Origin of the sequence: Enterobacter sp. UCD-UG_FMILLET, from assembly GCF_000762975.1 — a bacterium.
In the GTDB taxonomy this organism is placed as follows: Bacteria; Pseudomonadota; Gammaproteobacteria; order Enterobacterales; family Enterobacteriaceae; genus Enterobacter; species Enterobacter dykesii.
In genome coordinates this window covers 289,190-307,576 of record NZ_JRJC01000036.1, presented here as the reverse complement: position 1 = coordinate 307,576, position 18,387 = coordinate 289,190, and the positions used below count along the sequence as shown (strand labels likewise).

The window sequence follows — 18,387 nt, the reverse complement described above, 5'->3', positions numbered from 1 at the left end:
GAACCTGAGGAAGGAACGATGAAAACAGGAAAACCTGAACGTCCGTACTATCAACAAACCGTTGACGAAACCCTGTCGAATATCCACTCCACCCTGGAAGGCCTTAGCGGCACTGAGGCATCAGCCCGACTTCAGCAGCACGGTGAGAATGCGTTACCGCAAAAAAAGGGCAAACCTGCCTGGCTGCGCTTCCTGGCGCATTTTAACGACGTATTGATTTACGTTCTGCTGGTGGCCGCGTTGCTTAAGCTCTTTATGGGCCACTGGGTAGACATGTTTGTGATCCTTGGTGTTGCCATCATTAACGCGCTGATTGGCCATATTCAGGAGAGCAATGCTGAAAAATCGTTGCAGAGTATTCGCAATATGCTCTCCAGCGAAGCCGTGGTGGTACGACAGGGGAATCATGAAACGATCCCCACTACGGCGCTGGTCCCGGGAGATATCGTGGTGATCCGTGCCGGGGATCGTATCCCTGCCGATCTGCGCGTGATTGAAGCGCATAACCTTCGCGTGGAGGAGGCCATCCTGACCGGCGAATCCACCGTTGTTGAGAAAAACAGCGATGCGTTAAGCGGGGAACTGCCTTTAGGTGACCGGTATAATCTGCTCTACTCAGGCACCACCGTCAGCTCCGGCGGCGGTAAAGGCGTGGTGGTGGCTACCGGAGGCGAGACCGAGCTGGGTCACATCAATCAGATGATGTCCGACATTGAAAAGCACCGCACGCCGCTGATGGTGCAGATGGATAAGCTCGGTAAGACCATCTTCATCACTATCCTGGTGATGATGGTGGCGCTGTTTGTCTTTAGCCTCCTGTTCCGGGATATGCCGGTTTCTGAACTGGTACTGTCGCTTATTAGCCTCGCCGTTGCCGCCGTGCCTGAAGGCCTGCCGGCCATCATCTCCATCATCCTTTCGCTTGGCGTACAGGCCATGGCGCGTCGCAAGGCCATCATTCGCAAGCTGCCTACGGTGGAAACGCTGGGCGCGATGACGGTCATCTGCTCGGATAAAACCGGCACCCTGACGATGAATGAAATGACGGTCAAAGCGGTGATTACCGCTGACACGACCTATCGCGTGGAGGGCGACAGCTACGAACCGGTGGGGAATATTCACCCCGTAGATGACCCGACGCCCGTCAGCGTGACGCAGGGTTCCCTGCTGGAACGCTATCTTCGCACCATCGATCTCTGTAATGACAGCCAGCTGATCAAAGACGAGCAGGGGCTGTGGAAAATCACCGGGGGCCCAACCGAGGGCGCGCTGAAGGTGCTGGCGGCGAAAATTCCGCTCCCACCGCTCGATACCGAAATGCGCAGTAAAATCCCGTTTGATTCGCAGTATAAATACATGTCCACGCTGTACCGGCTGGGCGATGAAGAGGTTATTTTAATCACCGGCGCGCCGGACGTCCTGTTCCGTCTCTGCCAGTACCAGCAGACGAATGACGGGCTGCAGCCGTTCGATCAGCCCTATTGGGAAGGGAAGATTGAAGAGTATGCCCGCGAAGGGCTGCGCATGGTGGCTGCGGCCTGGAAACCTGCCCGCGAGGGACAGCGCGAGCTGGATCACCCGGACCTGCACGATGGCGTGATCCTGCTGGGTATTGCTGGAATGATGGATCCGCCGCGTCCGGAGGCGATTACCGCCATTGCCGACTGTCTGCAGGCCGGGATCCGCGTGAAAATGATCACCGGCGACCACCCGCAAACGGCCATGAGCATTGGGCAAATGTTGGGGATTGGTAATGCCGCAAGCGCTATCACCGGACGTGAGCTGGAGGCGATGGACGACCGTCAGCTGAGCGACGCCGCGCAGCAGTACGATATTTTCGCCCGAACCAGCCCGGAGGATAAATTCCGCCTCGTGCAGGCCCTGCAAAGTAAGCAGGAAGTCGTGGGCATGACCGGGGATGGCGTAAATGATGCCCCGGCGCTCAAGCGGGCGGATGTGGGTATCGCCATGGGAATTAAGGGGACGGAAGTGACCAAGGAAGCCGCCGACATGGTGTTAACGGATGACAACTTTGCCACCATTGCCAGCGCGGTGCACGAGGGACGCCGGGTTTACGACAACCTGAAAAAGACCATTCTGTTCGTTATCCCCAGCAACATCGCGCAGGCTCTGCTGATCATCATCGCGCTGCTGGCGGGGAACCTGATCCCGCTGACGCCGGTCCTGATCCTGTGGATGAACATGGCGACGTCGGCGACCCTGTCGTTTGGCCTGGCATTTGAAGCGGGTGAGAAGGACATCATGAACCGGCCACCGCGCAAGGCGAATCTCCATGTGATGGACGGCTATGCCATCTGGCGCGTGGTGTTTGTCGGTCTGATGATTGCCATTAGCGCCTTCGTGCTGGAAGCCTGGCTACAGCCGCGCGGCTACTCGGCGGAGTTTATCCGCACCGTGCTGCTGCAAACCCTGGTGACCGCGCAGTGGTTTTACATGCTCAACTGTCGCGTTAATGACGGCTTCTCGCTGAGCAAAGGCCTGCTGGCGAACAAAGGGATTTGGATCGTGAGCGGCGTACTGCTGGCGTTACAGCTTCTTATTATTTACGCACCGTTCATGCAGATGCTGTTTGGCACCGAAGCGCTGCCGTTCCGCTACTGGGTCATCACCTTCCTGATTGGTTTTGTGATGTTCCTTATTGTCGAGGCGGAGAAAGTGCTGACCCGCAGGTGGCGCAAAACCGAGGCGTGATAGCGTAAACTGAGAAAGCCTGCCTGAGTCCGGGCTTTCTCTTTTTTGAGCGCAGAAAACTATGATTCGACTGACCTGGTTCGTCCTTACGCTGTGTGCCGCTGTACCCGGCGCGTTTGCCGTAACCTATACACTCCCGCCGCAAGGCAGTCGTCTGGTGGGAACCCCGATTATCATCACCGTTCCCGAAGGCAATACGCTGCCTCTGGAAGCCTTTGCCGCGCAGTATGGGCAGGGGCTGAGCAACCTGCTGGAAGCGAATCCGGGGGTGGATCCTTTTTTGCCCAAACCCGGCACCCGGCTGGTTGTACCTCAGCAGCTGATTTTGCCTGACACCGTCCGCGAGGGCATTATCGTGAATGCGGCGGAAATGCGCCTCTACTACTACCCGCCTGGCGGCACTACCGTTGAAGTGCTGCCCATCGGCATCGGTCAGGCCGGGCGTGAAACCCCGCGTAACTGGGTGACGGCCGTTGAGCGTAAGCAGGAGGGGCCAACCTGGTCTCCGACGCCGAATACGCGCCGTGCCTATGCGGCGGAAGGGAAAACGCTGCCGGCATTCGTGCCCGCCGGGCCGGATAACCCGATGGGCCTGTATGCGATTTATATCGGAAGGCTGTATGCCATTCACGGCACCAACTCGAATTTCGGCATCGGGCTGCGGGTGAGCCAGGGCTGTATCCGTCTGCGCAATAACGACATCAAGTATCTTTTCGATAACGTTCCCGTAGGTACCCGCGTGCAGCTTATCGACAGGCCGGTTAAAGTCACCAGCGAGCCGGACGGCAGCCGATGGGTGGAAGTTCACGAGCCATTATCACGTAACCGTGCGGAATTTGAATCAACCCGGAAGGTGCCGCTGCCCATCTCCGCCGCGCAGCGGACGCAGCTGATAAACGAGGGGGCAGGAGCCGAACTGGAACGGCGGTCGGGGATGCCGGTTAAGATTGGCATGTGAGGGCCATCTTTCCAGGCACAGAAAAGCAAAAAGCCTGCTTTAAAAGCAGGCTTTTCAAATTTGGCTCCTCTGACTGGACTCGAACCAGTGACATACGGATTAACAGTCCGCCGTTCTACCGACTGAACTACAGAGGAATCGTGTGAACGGGGCGCATATTATCGACCTGCGTTCGCCTTGTCAAAGGGTGGATCAACGCCTTTTGATTGTTTGCTGACAAAATCGGCAAAGTGATGTTTTTGTCAGCGGAATGCACCGTCATGGTGCGGGTATACCCCTAATGGGGCAGATCACAAACTGCTGTTTCGGTAATAATACCCCCCTCCATGATTAGGTTTCCTTATTTTCAGGCGCTTAGCGAACAATTCAGACCGCCTGGTAAAAGTGGCATTCATATTGCAAAACCTGTTCAACAACGACAGCCGGTTCCGGCACAGCATTTCGAACAGGGGGCAAAATGAACTTAAGACGACTGAAATACTTCGTAAAAATCGTCGATATCGGCAGCCTGACTCAAGCGGCAGAAGTGCTGCATATCGCGCAGCCTGCGCTGAGCCAGCAGGTGGCTACTCTGGAAGGCGAGATGGATCAGCAGTTACTGATTCGTACCAAACGCGGCGTTACGCCAACCGAAGCAGGTAAGATCCTGTATACCCATGCGCGCACCATCCTCCGCCAGTGTGAACAGGCGCAGCTGGCGGTGAATAACGTGGGCCAGACCCTGAGCGGGCACGTTTCTATCGGCCTGGCGCCGGGAACGGCAGCGTCCTCTATTACCATGCCGCTGCTGCAGGCCGTCCGCGCCGAGCTGCCTGAGGTGCTGGTGTACCTGCACGAAAACAGCGGTTCCATGCTGAATGACAAACTACTCAACGGCCAGTTGGATATGGCGGTCCTTTACGATCGCTCCCCGGTCGCCGGCATTACCAGCCAGCCGCTGCTGAAAGAAGATCTCTACCTCGTGGGCACCCGCGACTGTCCGGGCCAGAGCGTAGACCTTACCGCCGTGGCAGAGATGAACCTTTATCTGCCGCGCGACTACAGCGCCGTGCGGGTGCGCGTGGACGAAGCGTTCTCCCTGCGCCGTCTGACGGCCAAAATCATCGGTGAAATTGACTCGATCTCCACGCTGACCGCAGCCATTGCCAGCGGAATGGGCGTGACGGTTCTGCCAGAATCTGCAGCCCGCTCGCTGTGCAGCGCGGCGAACGGCTGGATGGCACGCATCACCACGCCTTCCATGAGCCTGCCGCTGTCGCTGAACATGTCTGCACGCGGTTCGCTGACGCCGCAGGCGCAGGCGGTAAAAGAGATTTTGATGTCGCTGGTCAGCAAGCCGTCGCTTGAGAATCGTGAACTTCAGCTCGTGAGCTGATATTCCATAAAAGCATAAGATGCTGGTTTTTATTATTTGTTCTGCAGCGCGGCTGACTCTAACAATAGAGCTATGTCAGATGCGCCGGAGTGAATCGTGAATTTCCAGCAACTTAAAATTATCCGTGAGGCGGCCAGGCGGGACTACAACCTGACCGAGGTCGCCAATATGCTTTATACCTCTCAGTCCGGCGTCAGCCGCCATATCCGCGAGCTGGAAGAGGAGCTGGGCATAGAGATCTTTATCCGTCGCGGCAAGCGGCTGCTCGGCATGACGGAGCCTGGTAAGGCTTTGCTCACCATTGCAGAGCGGATCCTCAACGAGGCCAGCAACGTGCGTCGTCTGGCGGATCTCTTCACCAATGACGCCTCGGGCGTACTCACCATCGCCACCACCCACACCCAGGCGCGCTACAGCCTGCCGCCGGTGATTAAAGCGTTCCGCGAACTTTTCCCCGACGTCCGTCTGGAGCTCATCCAGGGTACGCCGCAGGAAATTGAAGTGCTGCTGCAAAACGGTGGGGCGGATATCGGCATTGCCAGCGAACGCCTGAGCAACGACCCGCTGCTGGTGGCGTTCCCCTGGTTCCGCTGGTACCACAGCCTATTACTCCCGGTGGATCATCCGCTGAATCAGGTTTCCCCTCTGTCGCTGGAAGACATTGCGAAATGGCCGCTGATTACCTACCGCCAGGGGATCACCGGACGCTCGCGCATTGATGAAGCCTTCAACCGCAAAGGGCTAACGCCGGACGTGGTGCTGAGCGCACAGGATTCTGACGTGATCAAAACCTACGTCGAGCTGGGTCTCGGCATTGGTCTGGTGGCGGAACAGTCCAGCGGAGAACGCGAGGACGGGAATCTGGTGCGTCTTGATACGCGTCACCTGTTTGACGCCAACACAGTATGGCTTGGCCTGAAGCGCGGGCAGCTGCAGCGCAACTACGTGTGGCGCTTTATCGAGCTCTGCAACGCCGGGCTGTCGGTAGATGAGATTAAACGCCAGGTGATGGAACCGGAAGAAGTGGCGATTGATTATCAGATTTAGGCGCTGGTTTGCCCGGTAGCGCTGCACTGACCGAATCAGGGGGCAGTATGTCGTCACTTATTGTAAGTCGTGGGGACATGCTGCCGCATCAATTCAACGATCCAATCAATAAAAACGTGCAGTTTGGCATTGATATGGCGGTTAGGCGGAAAGGCCAGATACAGGGGCATTGGATCAATACGCCAGTCTTCAAATAGCGGAATCAAGGATCCATATGCCTGATGCGCTGCCGCCATATAGACGGGTAGCGCAATCACGCCTAATCCCGCGAGCCCGGCTTCGAGGTAGGCGTTGCCATCATCCACAGCAAGCACGTAGCTGCCCGTGATTTCAACATGTTCGCTCTCACAGCGCAGTACCAGAGGATCAACCTTACCGGTGCGTGAGGACAAGAATCCAACTATGCGATGGTCCGTGTTCTCCAGCTCTCGCGGATGCGCAGGGAGGCCTAGGCGTTCCACATAGCTCGGCGCGACGTAAACACCGATTTGCAAATCGCCGACATGGCGTGCGATCAGGGACTGATCGTTGATTTCACCGCCTCGCAGGACGCAATCCACATTATCGCCGATCAGATCCACCACCCGGTCACTCACCCCCATGTCGAACTGGATATCAGGGTAGCGCGCGTGAAAAGCCGGTAGCGCGGGCACCAGCACAAGGCGGGCGAGGGGAGTGGGCACATCTACCCGTAGCCGTCCCCTGGGCGCTTTCGCCGAACTGGACAGGCTGTTTTCAGCATCTTCCATGTCCGCCAGCAGGCGGATGACGCGTTCGTAGTAGACCGCACCATCAGGAGTGACGCCGAGCCTGCGGGTGGTGCGATGGAGCAGCTTGACGCGCAGGCGCGCTTCAAGTTGCTGAATAAGCTGCGTCACCGTGGTTTTGCTCATGTGAAGCGTTTGGGCAGCCTTGGTGAAACTGCCTGCCTCCACCACGCGAGCAAAGGCGCGCATCGCATCGAAACGATCCATCCTTTGTCCTCTCTTTTCATCGATTGTTTGGATATTACAAACAATGATGGACAAAGTCGCTTGTTTATCCGCCCGAGCTTGCACCTGTAAAGTGTCTTTATGTTCACCGGGCAGATTTCGCCCCATTACAGAGGCACAAACATGACAACACGCGAAGCCGTTTTCCCCTTCGGTCGGCAGGCGCTCTACGAGCGAAATCGGTATTCACCGGCCATCAAATCTAACGGCTTCCTGTTTGTTTCTGGACAGGTAGGTAGCCGGGAGGATGGTTCGCCTGAAGAGGATCTCAACGCGCAGTTCCGGCTAGCATTCGATAACCTTAATGCTGTTCTTGCGGCTGCGGGCTGCACGTTCGATGACGTGGTTGACGTTACCCTCTTTGTCGTCGATCCCGAGTCAAACCTCGACGCTATCTGGAGTATCCTGCCAGAATATTGGGGGGAAGCGCCTTACCCGACGTTGACCGGGATCGGCGTGACGTGGCTGTACGGATTCCAGTTTGAGATTAAGGTGATTGCCAGGCTGCCGTGAGCGTTACGGGTCTTTCCGCTTGTCGAAAATAAAACAGAGGAAAAATGATGAAAGCAGCGGTTTACTGCGCCAGTGGCGCTGCGCTGACCGGGCATACAGTTCCGTAGGTCGGGTAAGCGCAGCACCACCAGAAAATTGTCGAGACGCAGAAAAGCAAAAAGCATGCTTCAAAAGCAGGCTTTTCAAATTTGGCTCCTCTGACTCGGATCGCCTATGCCATCAACTGGCTGATAATTAAGTTAAATCAGCAATCCTTGTCTGTCAAGACCACCAAAATGACCACCTTTTTGCATGCTGAACAGGCATGGGGCTCCACAATAAACGTCTGGTGTCCATTAAAGATCATAAAACGTTTACGCCTGTCACCGAATAACACGTATGGCTGACATTCATCTGCTGGTGGAAAGTTGTCTATTTGCCAGTTGCGCGGTCTTTCAATACACAAAAATGCCAGCGCCTTCCGTCGCTGCGTAACTCGGTGATGCTTAGCGGGTGAATGTCGATGCGTGCAAATGACTGGGGTGGTGCGCCGAGAGCATCGACGATCATGGCGCGGATGACGGCTGCGGGTACAACTGCACAGTGAAGACCCGGAATAGCAACACGCTGAGCCAGCCATGCGGCACAGCGAGCCAATAACTGAGCACGAGACTCGCCGCCGGGTGGCGCAGCGCCCTCAAGCCAGGCGTGGAACGCGTCGGCATCCTGCGTCATCACCTCGCGTAAGGGCCGGCCGGCCCAGAGGCCATAGTCGGTATCCGCCAGTTCAGCTGTTGGGGTAGCATGTAAAGAGAGCGCCGTCGCGGTTTGTCGGGCGGCGGTTTCCGGGGCGGTCCAGACACTATGATAACGGGCGGCAATGGCGTGTAACTTCTGCGCGCGTTGCCATTCTCGTGTCTCCAGAGGATCATCACAGGGAAAATGTGAACTTCTGGACGCTGCCGTTTCTCCCTGACAAATTAGCGTAAGCGACGCTCTCATCACATTAACCGCGACGTAAAACCGGCTGCTGTCTGTGTGTCGCCGGGGCGCGCTCGGCTAAGGCGCCGAACGCCACGCCGATGACGCCCCAAAGCACCAGATGCGTGCCGAAGGAACTCATGCGGAAATTCCAAAGCAGATCCGCCGGGAAGTGGTCGGACACTTCGTTCACTGTCGGCATTAGCGCACAAACCACCAGCATTAGCGCGATGCCGAACAGTACAGCCCACATCAGTGCATTGCCGCTGCTCAGGCGCGGCGTTAGATGACGTGATAACCACGTGGCAGAGATGACGATGCCTATGGAAAGCAGCATCATGACGAAGTACAGCCCGGTGCGATAGCCGATGGTATCCGGGTTGCCGACTGCGGGCGGATTGGGCGGATATTTCAGTCCTGGCATCAGGCTCATCGCCAGAAAACCGGCCAGCGCCAGACAGAGTGCCAGCACACGCGGGTTCGATGGCCCAATGCGCTGGTAGCTAAAGGCCCACACCAACGCCAGACCCCCGCCCAGTGCGGCGCCAAACAACGCCATGCCAGCCATCAGGCCGATGCCGGACTGGGTCTGTCGGCTAAACACCTCATGCTCTTCCCCGCTGTCCGCCGACGCGCCGTGTTGGTGCTTATGGGCGGACAGGCTTTCTTCCAGACCAATCGCGCGGTCAACCTGCGGCTCGCCGAAATGATGGGCAAAGGCAAATGCCACCAGCCCGGCGAGAATGCCAGCCATCATTCCTTTCAATAACAGTTTCCCAATCATGTCCGCCTCCTCAGTGGCAGGGAAAGCCCAGCAGATGACGCGCGTCGTGGAAGAATTCATGCACCTGCGTGCCGGAAAACATCGACGTTGCGCCTTGTTCTGCGCCAACAAAATAGATTGCCAGCAGCGCCAGCAAGGTAGTGAACAGCGCCCAGGGCAGCAGTTCCGCGACAGGAATTGGGGCAGCCGGGGCGTGGGCATTAAGGGTGATATCACTCATGGTGTGACTCCATTGTTGATTTTGCTATTAGTAACATGCGCCGGACTCACCGTTACCGGCACGCCCAGCGGAAGGTGATGATGGCTATGTGTTGGCGGGCAACTGGCGTTCGCCAGTACAATCGGCTGGCCGTGAGGCGTGTTGAGATACGCCTGGCGCCATTCCTGTGTGCGTCGGTTGATATCATCCGGCACCGCCAGGTTGAGCGTGGTCATCATGTTTTCCATCGCTGCGGTCCACTGGCGATAGTAGGCATCATTCACGCTTTCGCCCGGTTGCGCTGGTGCCGCTTTAATCTCTTTGCTGAATGTCTGTACCCACTCTGTCCACGGGAACAGCCCGGCCTGGTGCAGATGGACTATCAGGGAGAATGCTTTTGCCTGCCAGGGCTTATCAAATACCGGCCCTTCTTCGTCGCGCGGTAGCCCGACGGCAGCATAATCGTGTTGCGTCGCGGTGTTCATGCTTCCTCCAGATAGTCATCCCACAAATCGATGAACACTTTGTCCGGGCGTGGCTCTCCCCACAGCTCCTGCGCAGTGAAACTGACGCTGTAGACATGTTGAGGATGTTCGCCCAGACCGTGTGCCGCAGTATCTGGCGTAATAAACACGCCGTGGGCGATCTCAATGCGACCGACTTTGTCGCGTGCGTAGCGTGGCAGTCGGGTATGGGTGGTCGGATTGAAATTTTTCGTCCGAACCAGATCCCCTGGCCGAAAACGGGGCGCGACATCATGGCTGACCCGGGCAGACCCGCCGGTACTGACAACCATGGATACCATGTCCTGCGTCAGCACTGCTGTGCCAGGCTTACAGAGGGTTGGTTTCGCACCCCCCCACAGTTCTTCAACCGTGATCACGCCCTTTTCCAGCAGTAAGGTTTCGAACGCGTGCAGCCAGTGCTCGTAGTAATCCGACTCCAGATATTCGCTCGGCGCCATACGTTCAATAGCGTGGCGGAATTCATCAACGTTAAAATGCCCGCCGACGAACAATGAGGCGAACAGAGGAAAGACGCGGCGTTCCCACTCATGATGGAAACAGGGCTCGTTCTCCTCTATAAGGATTGGGCCAAGGCCGTGCATTCCCCCCAGATCGTGTATCCCGTTCATGTTTTTCTCCTCACATTAGGGTGCGCTAACCACACCGGTGCCAATCATCGAATCGCGCGTGATCAGTGCGCTCAACTGCGCCTCGCTCCAGCCGTCGGTGCCTGCCGGACGTTCAGGCAGTACCAGATAACGCAATTCGGCGCTGCTGTCCCAGACGCGAATCTCTTTGCTTTCTGGGATGTGCAATCCGAACCCGGCGAGAACGCCGCGCGGGTCAATAACAATACGCGAACGATAGGGCGCTGATTTGTACCATACCGGCGGCAGACCCAGTACCGGCCAGGGGTAGCAGGAACAGAGCGTACAGACGGTGACGTTGTGCACGTCCGGCGTGTTCTCTACGACCAGCATGTCTTCGCCCTGTATGCCGGAGAAACCCAGTTCCGCAATGGCAGCGGTGGCGTTTTCCATCAGGCGACGCTTGTATTCCGGGTCGATCCACGCTCTGGCGACAACCTGTGCACCGTTGCGGGGGCCGACTTTGTGCTCGTAGGTATCAATCAACTCATCCAGCGCAGCCGGGTCGATCAGGCCTTTTTCCTGTAACAGGGATTCCAGCGCGCGGACGCGCAACTCGATGTCCGCTGGTGGTTCGGTATGTTCGTGGTCGTGTTTATGGCTCATGTTATGTTTCCCGAAAGTTAAAGGTTAAAACGTCCGCCAGTCACCGCAGGCTTCGAAAGCGGCGGCGGCCTGATAGATCGTGCTTTCAGCGTAGTGCCGTCCTACCAGCATCATGCCCACGGGGAGTCCATCGACCATGCCGCAGGGGACAGACATGGCCGGGTGACCGGTGACATCCTGTGGGGCCGTGTTGCCGATCATCTCGAAAGCGCGCGCGATATATTCGGTGATGGAACAGTCAGGATCTGGCATCGGCTGAGCCACAATAGGTACGGTCGGCATCACCAGCAGATCGAAATGGCTCAGGGCCCGGTCGTAGCCAGCACGTGCCTGACGCGCGATATTCTGCGCCCTGGCGTAGTAGCGGCCGTTATAGCGTTCCAGCCCATACTGGCCGACGAACATGCACACTTTAAGCGACGGGGAGAGCGCATCCGCGCTGTCGCGCCATTGCGCGTGTTTGTCCAGCAGGCTGACGTCGTACTGACCTTCCCAGTTAAAGCCCATGCCGTTGCCGTGCATCATCTGGGCAGTCAGACCTTCGCAGCCGATTGGCGACCAAAGCGCGCCCGCCAGATTGTGTTCCGGCACAGAAATTTCGCTCACGATGGCGCCCAGTTCCTGCAGGCGGGTGATGGCGGCCCGCACCTTCGCTTCTACCTGCGGGTCCAGATTCGGCAACTGGAAGCCTTCTGTCAGAATGCCGATTTTCAGACCGCCTACACCTTTTCCGAGGGCGGCGGTATAAGCCTCTGCAACAGGCGCATACTGACGCGGATCAAGCCCGTCACTGCCGGCGATGGCTTCCAGCATCAGCGCGTTGTCGCGCACGCTGGCAGTGATGGGACCGGCGTGGTCGAGGGTCGCCTCAATCGGCATGATGCCGGTATAAGGCACCAGACCGTGGGTCGGTTTCATGCCGTAGGTACCACAGAAGGCGGAAGGGATACGGATTGAACCGCCCTGATCGCAGCCTATCGCCATGTCGACCTCACCAGCCGCTACCAGCGCGGCGCTGCCGGAAGACGAACCGCCAGCGGCATAGCCATGACGGTGAGGATTATGTACCGGGGCAGGATCAGATGTGTGGCTGCCGCCGGAGAGGCAGAAGTGTTCGCACGTGGCCTTGCCCAGAATCGTCGCCCCGGCATCCAGCAGGCGAGTGGCCACAGTCGCATCGTAGGATGGTACAAAACCTTCGAGTGTGGAGGTACCGTTCATCATCGGTACGCCGGCCAGCGAGACATTGTCTTTAAGGGCAATGGTCCGCCCGGCCAGTGTGCCCGTCGCCGCACCTTTGACCTCGGTTTTGTAATACCAGGCGTTGAGCGGATTCTCCTCGTCAGTCGGACGATAACCGGCAGCACGTGGATAGCGGACCTCAGGGATATCATCAGGCAGGGAGTCGACCAGATCGTAGGCATCGAAGTTAGCCTGCATCAGCGCCAGATATTCCTCAGCCTGCGCCGGCGTCAGGCTGATATACAGCCGACTGGCAAGCTCTTGTAGTTGTTCGGTAGTGGGACGTTGAATAGCCATGCTGTTTCCTTTTTCTTTTGTTTGCTCATGCACCTGTCCTGAACATAAGCCCGGAATGCCATCCCGACCTGGTTATCCGGGTCAGTCGTTTGGCTGAAATGGACACCCACGCATTCAGTGGGTGTCTGTCAGGTGTTAAGACGGCTTATCGGCCTTGGGCCAGTGGATACCGACACTTTTCATGCCCTTGGTCACGTCCATGTCTGGGTGTGAGAGCACCACGTCGCGATACGAAGGACTGCCGATGACAGCGGGCTTGAATTGGGCCAGGAAGGCTGTGACTTCTTCGCGAATATCCTGCGGTACGTTGAAGTTTTCGTAACACTCGTCGATAGACTCGAATACGGCCTTCCAGTGCACCTCGGTCAGACCCATACCGCGATGTGCGGTAACCATATCTCGTCCCCGATAGACGGTGTTGCCACCCCAGTGTTTGCACAAGAAATCAACGAAGTTAATGTGCTCTTTCTGGAATGACGACTCGGACATATGCGCCCAGATATGGCCGATGTCGGGATGCTTCATACAGGTTTTCAACACTTCTCCGGCGAAGGCATACACGGCGTCATAACCGCCAAGACGTTCATAGAGAGAGGGTTTTTGTTGTTCGTTCATCGTGAATTTCTCCGTTGCAAGTGAATGGTCGGGGAGGTCGTGGTCTCTGTCCTGATCAGAACAGCTTCATCACGCGCAGGGTGGTGTGTAGATCTTCTTTAAAACCGCCATCGACATTGACGTCGCGCTGGACCAAGCCCTGAACTTGCACCGTGGGGGTGACGAACTTCGACAACTCCAGGCGAACTTGATCCGAACGTGTCGCTTGTCCGCTATCGACGCCGTCGATCTGCTGTTTGCCGCCCCACGATTTGGCGTAACCGGCGGAGACGGTCCAGGTCTTGTCAGCCGGTGGCGTCCAGCTTAGCCAGCCCTGAAATTGGTAGGTGTTATCCTGTTTGAGACGACCGGTACCGATACCCGTGGCATCGTCGTTATCGCCATACCACAGCGCATCAGCAGATAACTGTGTGGCGAAGCCATGACCCAGCTGTTGCACGCCGCCGACCTGCAAGTCGAACTTCCAGCGGTTCTCACCAACGTTGAGTGTGCGTCCGGCATCAAAGGAACCGGCAGGAACGTACAGGTAGGGCACGATAGCGAAGGTAGTGCTGGGGTTATTCACCAGCCAGACCGGGGCGGCCAGAATGGGATCGCCCAGGCCGCTGGCGGAGTCGAGGTGGATACCGCTCAGGGAGCCGTTATAAAGACGTCCGTACGGCAGCAGCACCTGCGGCGCGACGGTAAAGCCCCCGACATCCATGTAGTGGACATAACGAAAGATGCTGACGAAGGAGTCCAGTCCGGTGCCTTGCTTGATTTCATCGCCACCTGTGGGGGTAAAGCTGTCTCGTGTGGTGTAGGTGAAATACCCCAGAATGGCATTGGTACCGGCAGGAGCCGGAATGAGATCCTGCGAGTTAAGATCGACTGCATGGACCTGGTCGGCTGCCAGCCAGAGTGTGCAGGCGACCAGGCTGATGCGAAATCGGGTACCGCTAAAAGTCATCACGTTCTCCCTTTTATCTTTTGTCGCTTAAGTCCGGCACCGGGTGCGGCCGGAAGATTTTGCGCTTATTGATACTAGGGAGAAATTTGCTGCGAACTTGTTTCATAAGGACAGTCGTTTGGCTGGCAGGGACAACGGGCGCGAAGCCCTGAAAAGTTCCATAGCGTGGTGCTCCGTCTTAGTGCAGTTGCACATGCCTGGCGTAACGTTTCCGCTTTCCGACGCCACCAGCAACAGGATGGCAGGCGAGCTGAGACGACAGGTTTCAAGACGTATTTTGAGTGAGTTAGTGAAGATGCAGGTAAGAAAGGGAGGGGGGGATCGACCTGCTGGCACGATAGTTGCTGCCTCTGAACATGTTTCTGTTGTTTATGCGGGATTCACGTCGCGAGGTGAGCAATTATGAATAGCTTCATGCAGTCTGCGGGCAGCACCCACTATTCGACCGTTGGCGTTGCCGAGTCACGACGCTTCGAATACTGGAACGACGTCGTGTTACGTCACTGCATTCCGGCCGCCAGCGTGCCCATGGCAGGGGTCGACTTTGACGCCCGGCTTGCGGTGCGTGGCGTGGGAATGGTGGATATCTGTTCGTTGTCCGCACCTTTGCACCGCTGGGATCGCACCGCCCGATATCTGAGACAAGGCCCCGATGATGATCTGTGGCTGGGCTATATGCAGGGAGGATACGGCCAGCTTGAGCAGGGTGGACGCAAGGCGGCGCTGGTGGCGAATAGTCTGGTGCTCTACGACGCCGCACAGACTTTCCGTTTCAGTCTGGGTGGACACGAGAACCATCTGGTGCGGGTCCCACGACATCTGCTGAGTGGTCGTTTGCCGGGGATTGAAAACCTCACTGCTGTGGTGCTGGATGACCGCCGCCCCGGCGTGATCCCGCTGCGTGAAATGCTGCGCCAGGCGACGGTAATGCCCAGCTATCTGGACAACCCGGATATTTCTGGGCGTTTCTCCCAGACGCTGCTGGATCTGCTGGTGTTGAGTCTGGAATTACAGGATTCTGACAACGTCAGTGCTGAGCGCGATCTCTATGCCCGCATGATGAATTACATCAGGCGGCAACTTGTCGAGCCTGATTTGAACATCGAAAGTCTGGCACGGGCTCACCACGTTTCCGTTCGTACCGTCACGCGCGCTTTCGCCCGCCATAAAAAAACGCCGATGGCAGTGATTTGGCAGGAGAGACTGCGGGCGAGCCGCGAGGCTATCGAACGTGGAAAGGTAAAAAGTGTGTCACAGGTGGCACTGGATTTCGGTTTCTCTGATTTCTCTCATTTCAGCCACGCCTTCCGCAAAGCCTTTGGCGTCTCACCTCGCTCCCTGCTGGCAAAGGAAAAGCAAAGTTTGTGATGCGTTATCTCAACGCCACTCTGTCGCAGCATCTGGCTGATTGCCGCCACCGCGCCGCTGCGCATCCAGGCAGGTTAATGCATGGTGCCGGGGCAACCCGGTGCTGATGATCTCTGAATGCTGAAAAGCAAAAAGCCTGCTCGTAAGCAGGCTTCTTTAAATCTGGCTCCTCTGACTGGACTCGAACCAGTGACATACGGATTAACAGTCCGCCGTTCTACCGACTGAACTACAGAGGAATCGTGTGAACGAGGCGCATAGTAGCGACCTCGGTACGCCTTGTCAAAGGGTGAAAACGCACTTTTCTTTCGTTTGCCGACAATTTCAGCAAATCGCTGATTCTATAGCAAATTCGCGTTGAAATTACACAGCAAAATGCGCCGCCCGCAGGCGGCGCGCAGGATCAGAACAGTACGGAGTAGTTCAGACCAAACGTACGTCCGCGGCCTTTATAGGTATACAGGCCCGGTTCACCGTAGGTTGGGCTATACAGCCCCGGCGCGCGCTGGCCCCAGGCGGTGGTGTAGTCTTTGTCCAGCAGGTTTTCCACGCTGAAGCTGACCTTACCCACCGGCAGGGCGTAGCTGCCCAGGAAGTCGACCGTGTTATAGCCATCGATCTTCTTGCCGTCGGAATCTGACACGTCAAAGGTCTGCGTGCTCTGCACGCGCAGGGTCCAGTCGCCCGGCGCCCAGTTGACCCAGGCGCTGGCTTTTGACGGGCTGGCGCTGTCAACCGTCAGCTTCTCCCATTTGCCGTTTTCGCGGGTTTCAGACTTGATGGCGTTAAAGTTCGCACCGGTGCTCCAGTCGCTGTCGGTGAAGAAATAGTCCACCTGACCTTCCACCCCGTAGATACGACGCTTGTCGTCTTCCAGGTTGATGGTCATATCCGTCTTGTTGATGGTGATGGTTTTATCCGAGAGCGAGTAATAGGCCGCGACCTGTGTGCGCAGGTTATCCCCGGTATAACGCCAGCCCAGCTCGTAAGCGTTGACCTTGATACCGTCCAGCGTCGAGTCGTTCACGTTGACGCTGTTCAGCAGGCGATAGTGACCGTTGCTGAGCTGATAGGTGCCGGAGCCGTAATACTTCGCCAGGTCCGGAATTTCAAAGCCCTGTGAGAAGTTAAACCACAGCTGCTGCTGTTCGGTCAGGCGACCGAGGATCCCGGCGTTAAACAGGAAGTTGTTGTAATCGGTTTTCCCGCCCGGCACCGCGTCGGCGGAGGTGGCTTTCCCGGTGGCGATGGCCTGCTGCTGGGTGTAACCGACAAAGTCGTCCACCTTGTTTTCGGTGTACTGATAACGCACGCCGCCGCTCAGGGTAATGGCGTCAATGTCGTAGCTGGCCTGCAGGAACGGGGCGAGGTTGGTGATGCTGTAGCCAGGGTAACGGCCCACGTTGTAGGCGTTATCCAGCTTCATGCCGCCGCTCGCCGCCGCTTTGCTCAGGTCGAAGAACTGCTGGTTGGCATCGAAGGTTTCGTGGTCGGCATCCACACCCCAGGTCAGCGTTAAATCGTCCGCCGGCTTGCTGTTCAGCGTCAGCTTGCCGCCGTAAAAATCGGTTTTCTGCTGGGACGCGCCGATGCTGCTCACCACGCCTTTGGTCAGGGTCGGGAACGGATAATAGGTCAGGCTCTCGTCGCGATAGTAAATCTGCGCGACCAGATCCTGGCCCCAGAAGTCGGTATTGGAGTACTGCAGGTTAATCAGATGGCGCTCGGTACCCGGTACGCGGTCAGAATCGAGATTACCTTTGTTGTACGCGGTCGCATCGCCCGTTACCGCCGAGAAGTTCTTCCCGAGATACAGCCCATGCTTGCCGTCGGACTCGCTCTTGTAGTACTGCGTCGTCAGCTGCAGCTGCTGACGATCGTCAATGTTGATGGTGCCTGTGCCCATCACATCAATACGGTCGGAATACTGGAGGCCGGTCTGGGTGTTATCAATAATCACCTCGTTGCCTTTGCCGTCATACCAGCCGCCGTAGCGCTGATACGACACCGACAGACGACCTGAGGCGTTGTCGTTGCCGCCGCTTACGGCGGCCGACACGTTCTCATCGTGATCGTTGTGGCTGTTAAACCCGCTCTTTGTCCCGGTCTGGAACTCAACTTCGGTATCCGGCTGGCCCTTTTTGGTGACGATGTTCACCAGGCCGCCGGTGCTGCCGCCGCCGTAGAGTGACGTGGCGCCGGAGATCACTTCGATACGGTCAATGTTGAACGGATCGATAGAGTCCAGCTGGCGGCTGTCGCTGCGGGACGAGTTCAGGCGAACGCCGTCCACCATCACCATCATGGAGCGGCCGCGCAGGTTCATACCGTAGTTGGTACGGCCCTGGCTGCTGACGTCCATGCCCGGGATCAGCTGCGCCAGCACCTCTTTAATCTCTTTCCCGCCCTGAACCTGCTGTTCAATTTCAGCCCGTTCAATGACCCAGGTGGTCTGCGCCATCTCCGCCACGCTGCGGTGCGCGCGGCTGGCGGAGACCACGATATTTTCTTCCTTTTGTTCTTCCGCCCACGCAGAGGTAGAAAGCATTGCAAGCAAGCAAGGATTTAAAACCCAAAGATGAGAACGTTTCATTGTTATGTTGATCCTGATTGTGTG

Annotated in this window: 18 protein-coding genes and 2 tRNA genes; 6 read left to right on the top strand and 14 right to left on the bottom strand. The window is 57.2% G+C overall.

Going from position 1 to position 18,387, the window contains the following annotated elements; all coding sequences use genetic code 11:
• The first annotated feature begins 18 nt into the window (after window positions 1-18).
• Together LA04_RS16545 and ldtA are read left to right on the top strand one after the other, a co-directional pair.
• Entirely contained in the window at window positions 19-2,712 is a 2,694-nt protein-coding gene (locus LA04_RS16545) for a cation-transporting P-type ATPase (protein ID WP_047652427.1), read from the top strand.
• Between the two features lie 61 nt (window positions 2,713-2,773).
• On the top strand, window positions 2,774-3,670 hold the full coding sequence (gene ldtA, locus LA04_RS16540) for a L,D-transpeptidase (RefSeq protein ID WP_047652426.1): 897 nt from the start codon (window positions 2,774-2,776) through the stop codon (window positions 3,668-3,670).
• A gap of 61 nt (window positions 3,671-3,731) precedes the next feature.
• Here ldtA and LA04_RS16535 read toward each other — a convergent pair.
• Window positions 3,732-3,807 (bottom strand) — tRNA-Asn (locus tag LA04_RS16535).
• Window positions 3,808-4,127: 320 nt separating this feature from the next.
• Here LA04_RS16535 and nac point away from each other — a divergent pair.
• Window positions 4,128-5,045, top strand: coding sequence for a nitrogen assimilation transcriptional regulator NAC (gene nac / locus LA04_RS16530; protein ID WP_047652425.1), 918 nt, complete (start codon window positions 4,128-4,130; stop codon window positions 5,043-5,045).
• Between the two features lie 96 nt (window positions 5,046-5,141).
• Window positions 5,142-6,092, top strand: a complete 951-nt coding sequence (cbl, locus tag LA04_RS16525; protein WP_047652424.1) for an HTH-type transcriptional regulator Cbl — start codon at window positions 5,142-5,144, stop codon at window positions 6,090-6,092.
• Window positions 6,093-6,145: 53 nt separating this feature from the next.
• Here cbl and LA04_RS16520 read toward each other — a convergent pair whose 3' ends face one another.
• Window positions 6,146-7,066: a LysR family transcriptional regulator gene (locus tag LA04_RS16520; RefSeq protein ID WP_047652423.1), complete on the bottom strand. Its 921-nt coding sequence runs from the start codon at window positions 7,064-7,066 to the stop codon at window positions 6,146-6,148.
• 141 nt (window positions 7,067-7,207) lie between these two features.
• Between LA04_RS16520 and LA04_RS16515 the strand changes: the two genes are divergently transcribed.
• The gene (locus tag LA04_RS16515; RefSeq protein ID WP_047652422.1) at window positions 7,208-7,597 is read left to right on the top strand and encodes a RidA family protein; all 390 of its coding nucleotides are present in this window, start codon (window positions 7,208-7,210) and stop codon (window positions 7,595-7,597) included.
• 3 nt (window positions 7,598-7,600) lie between these two features.
• Here LA04_RS16515 and LA04_RS24505 read toward each other — a convergent pair whose 3' ends face one another.
• The 10 genes from LA04_RS24505 to LA04_RS16470 form a co-directional block, all read right to left on the bottom strand.
• On the bottom strand, window positions 7,601-7,783 hold the full coding sequence (locus LA04_RS24505; RefSeq protein ID WP_152594376.1) for a hypothetical protein: 183 nt from the start codon (window positions 7,781-7,783) through the stop codon (window positions 7,601-7,603).
• 225 nt (window positions 7,784-8,008) lie between these two features.
• Complete coding sequence (locus LA04_RS16510; protein ID WP_047652421.1) at window positions 8,009-8,578, bottom strand: histidine phosphatase family protein; 570 nt, start codon at window positions 8,576-8,578, stop codon at window positions 8,009-8,011.
• Between the two features lie 4 nt (window positions 8,579-8,582).
• Window positions 8,583-9,341 (bottom strand): CbtA family protein, encoded by a 759-nt coding sequence (locus tag LA04_RS16505; protein WP_047652420.1) that lies wholly within the window; start codon window positions 9,339-9,341, stop codon window positions 8,583-8,585.
• A 10-nt stretch (window positions 9,342-9,351) separates the two neighbouring features.
• Complete coding sequence (locus LA04_RS16500; RefSeq protein ID WP_047652419.1) at window positions 9,352-9,561, bottom strand: CbtB domain-containing protein; 210 nt, start codon at window positions 9,559-9,561, stop codon at window positions 9,352-9,354.
• The gene (locus tag LA04_RS16495; protein ID WP_047652418.1) at window positions 9,558-10,025 is read right to left on the bottom strand and encodes a nitrile hydratase accessory protein; all 468 of its coding nucleotides are present in this window, start codon (window positions 10,023-10,025) and stop codon (window positions 9,558-9,560) included. Before LA04_RS16495 ends, LA04_RS16500 begins: the two co-directional genes overlap by 4 nt.
• A complete protein-coding gene (gene nthB, locus LA04_RS16490; RefSeq protein ID WP_047652417.1) occupies window positions 10,022-10,675 on the bottom strand; it encodes a nitrile hydratase subunit beta in 654 nt (217 codons plus the stop codon). The genes LA04_RS16495 and nthB overlap by 4 nt, the downstream gene beginning before the upstream one ends.
• A 15-nt stretch (window positions 10,676-10,690) precedes the next feature.
• On the bottom strand, window positions 10,691-11,299 hold the full coding sequence (gene nthA, locus LA04_RS16485) for a nitrile hydratase subunit alpha (RefSeq protein ID WP_047652416.1): 609 nt from the start codon (window positions 11,297-11,299) through the stop codon (window positions 10,691-10,693).
• A 24-nt stretch (window positions 11,300-11,323) separates the two neighbouring features.
• Window positions 11,324-12,838, bottom strand: a complete 1,515-nt coding sequence (locus LA04_RS16480) for an amidase (protein WP_047652415.1) — start codon at window positions 12,836-12,838, stop codon at window positions 11,324-11,326.
• Window positions 12,839-12,973: 135 nt separating this feature from the next.
• Entirely contained in the window at window positions 12,974-13,453 is a 480-nt protein-coding gene (locus tag LA04_RS16475) for a group I truncated hemoglobin (RefSeq protein ID WP_047652414.1), read from the bottom strand.
• A 55-nt stretch (window positions 13,454-13,508) separates the two neighbouring features.
• Window positions 13,509-14,402 (bottom strand): transporter, encoded by an 894-nt coding sequence (locus LA04_RS16470; RefSeq protein WP_047652413.1) that lies wholly within the window; start codon window positions 14,400-14,402, stop codon window positions 13,509-13,511.
• Between the two features lie 402 nt (window positions 14,403-14,804).
• Between LA04_RS16470 and LA04_RS16460 the strand changes: the two genes are divergently transcribed.
• Window positions 14,805-15,770, top strand: coding sequence for a helix-turn-helix domain-containing protein (locus LA04_RS16460; protein ID WP_047652411.1), 966 nt, complete (start codon window positions 14,805-14,807; stop codon window positions 15,768-15,770).
• A 163-nt stretch (window positions 15,771-15,933) separates the two neighbouring features.
• Here the strand turns inward: LA04_RS16460 and LA04_RS16455 are convergent.
• Window positions 15,934-16,009 (bottom strand) — tRNA-Asn (locus tag LA04_RS16455).
• A 164-nt stretch (window positions 16,010-16,173) separates the two neighbouring features.
• Window positions 16,174-18,363, bottom strand: a complete 2,190-nt coding sequence (locus LA04_RS16450) for a TonB-dependent siderophore receptor (RefSeq protein ID WP_047652410.1) — start codon at window positions 18,361-18,363, stop codon at window positions 16,174-16,176.
• Window positions 18,364-18,387 lie beyond the last annotated feature (24 nt).

Excerpts from the sequence above, each read along its gene's own strand:
- LA04_RS16545 (WP_047652427.1), top strand. The coding sequence starts at position 19 with ATGAAAACAGGAAAACCTGAACGTCCGTACTATCAACAAACCGTTGAC.
- ldtA (WP_047652426.1), top strand. The coding sequence starts at position 2,774 with ATGATTCGACTGACCTGGTTCGTCCTTACGCTGTGTGCCGCTGTACCC.
- nac (WP_047652425.1), top strand. The coding sequence starts at position 4,128 with ATGAACTTAAGACGACTGAAATACTTCGTAAAAATCGTCGATATCGGC.
- LA04_RS16520 (WP_047652423.1), bottom strand. The coding sequence starts at position 7,066 with ATGGATCGTTTCGATGCGATGCGCGCCTTTGCTCGCGTGGTGGAGGCA.
- LA04_RS16515 (WP_047652422.1), top strand. The coding sequence starts at position 7,208 with ATGACAACACGCGAAGCCGTTTTCCCCTTCGGTCGGCAGGCGCTCTAC.
- LA04_RS16510 (WP_047652421.1), bottom strand. The coding sequence starts at position 8,578 with ATGAGAGCGTCGCTTACGCTAATTTGTCAGGGAGAAACGGCAGCGTCC.
- LA04_RS16505 (WP_047652420.1), bottom strand. The coding sequence starts at position 9,341 with ATGATTGGGAAACTGTTATTGAAAGGAATGATGGCTGGCATTCTCGCC.
- LA04_RS16500 (WP_047652419.1), bottom strand. The coding sequence starts at position 9,561 with ATGAGTGATATCACCCTTAATGCCCACGCCCCGGCTGCCCCAATTCCT.
- LA04_RS16495 (WP_047652418.1), bottom strand. The coding sequence starts at position 10,025 with ATGAACACCGCGACGCAACACGATTATGCTGCCGTCGGGCTACCGCGC.
- nthB (WP_047652417.1), bottom strand. The coding sequence starts at position 10,675 with ATGAACGGGATACACGATCTGGGGGGAATGCACGGCCTTGGCCCAATC.
- nthA (WP_047652416.1), bottom strand. The coding sequence starts at position 11,299 with ATGAGCCATAAACACGACCACGAACATACCGAACCACCAGCGGACATC.
- LA04_RS16480 (WP_047652415.1), bottom strand. The coding sequence starts at position 12,838 with ATGGCTATTCAACGTCCCACTACCGAACAACTACAAGAGCTTGCCAGT.
- LA04_RS16475 (WP_047652414.1), bottom strand. The coding sequence starts at position 13,453 with ATGAACGAACAACAAAAACCCTCTCTCTATGAACGTCTTGGCGGTTAT.
- LA04_RS16470 (WP_047652413.1), bottom strand. The coding sequence starts at position 14,402 with ATGACTTTTAGCGGTACCCGATTTCGCATCAGCCTGGTCGCCTGCACA.
- LA04_RS16460 (WP_047652411.1), top strand. The coding sequence starts at position 14,805 with ATGAATAGCTTCATGCAGTCTGCGGGCAGCACCCACTATTCGACCGTT.
- LA04_RS16450 (WP_047652410.1), bottom strand. The coding sequence starts at position 18,363 with ATGAAACGTTCTCATCTTTGGGTTTTAAATCCTTGCTTGCTTGCAATG.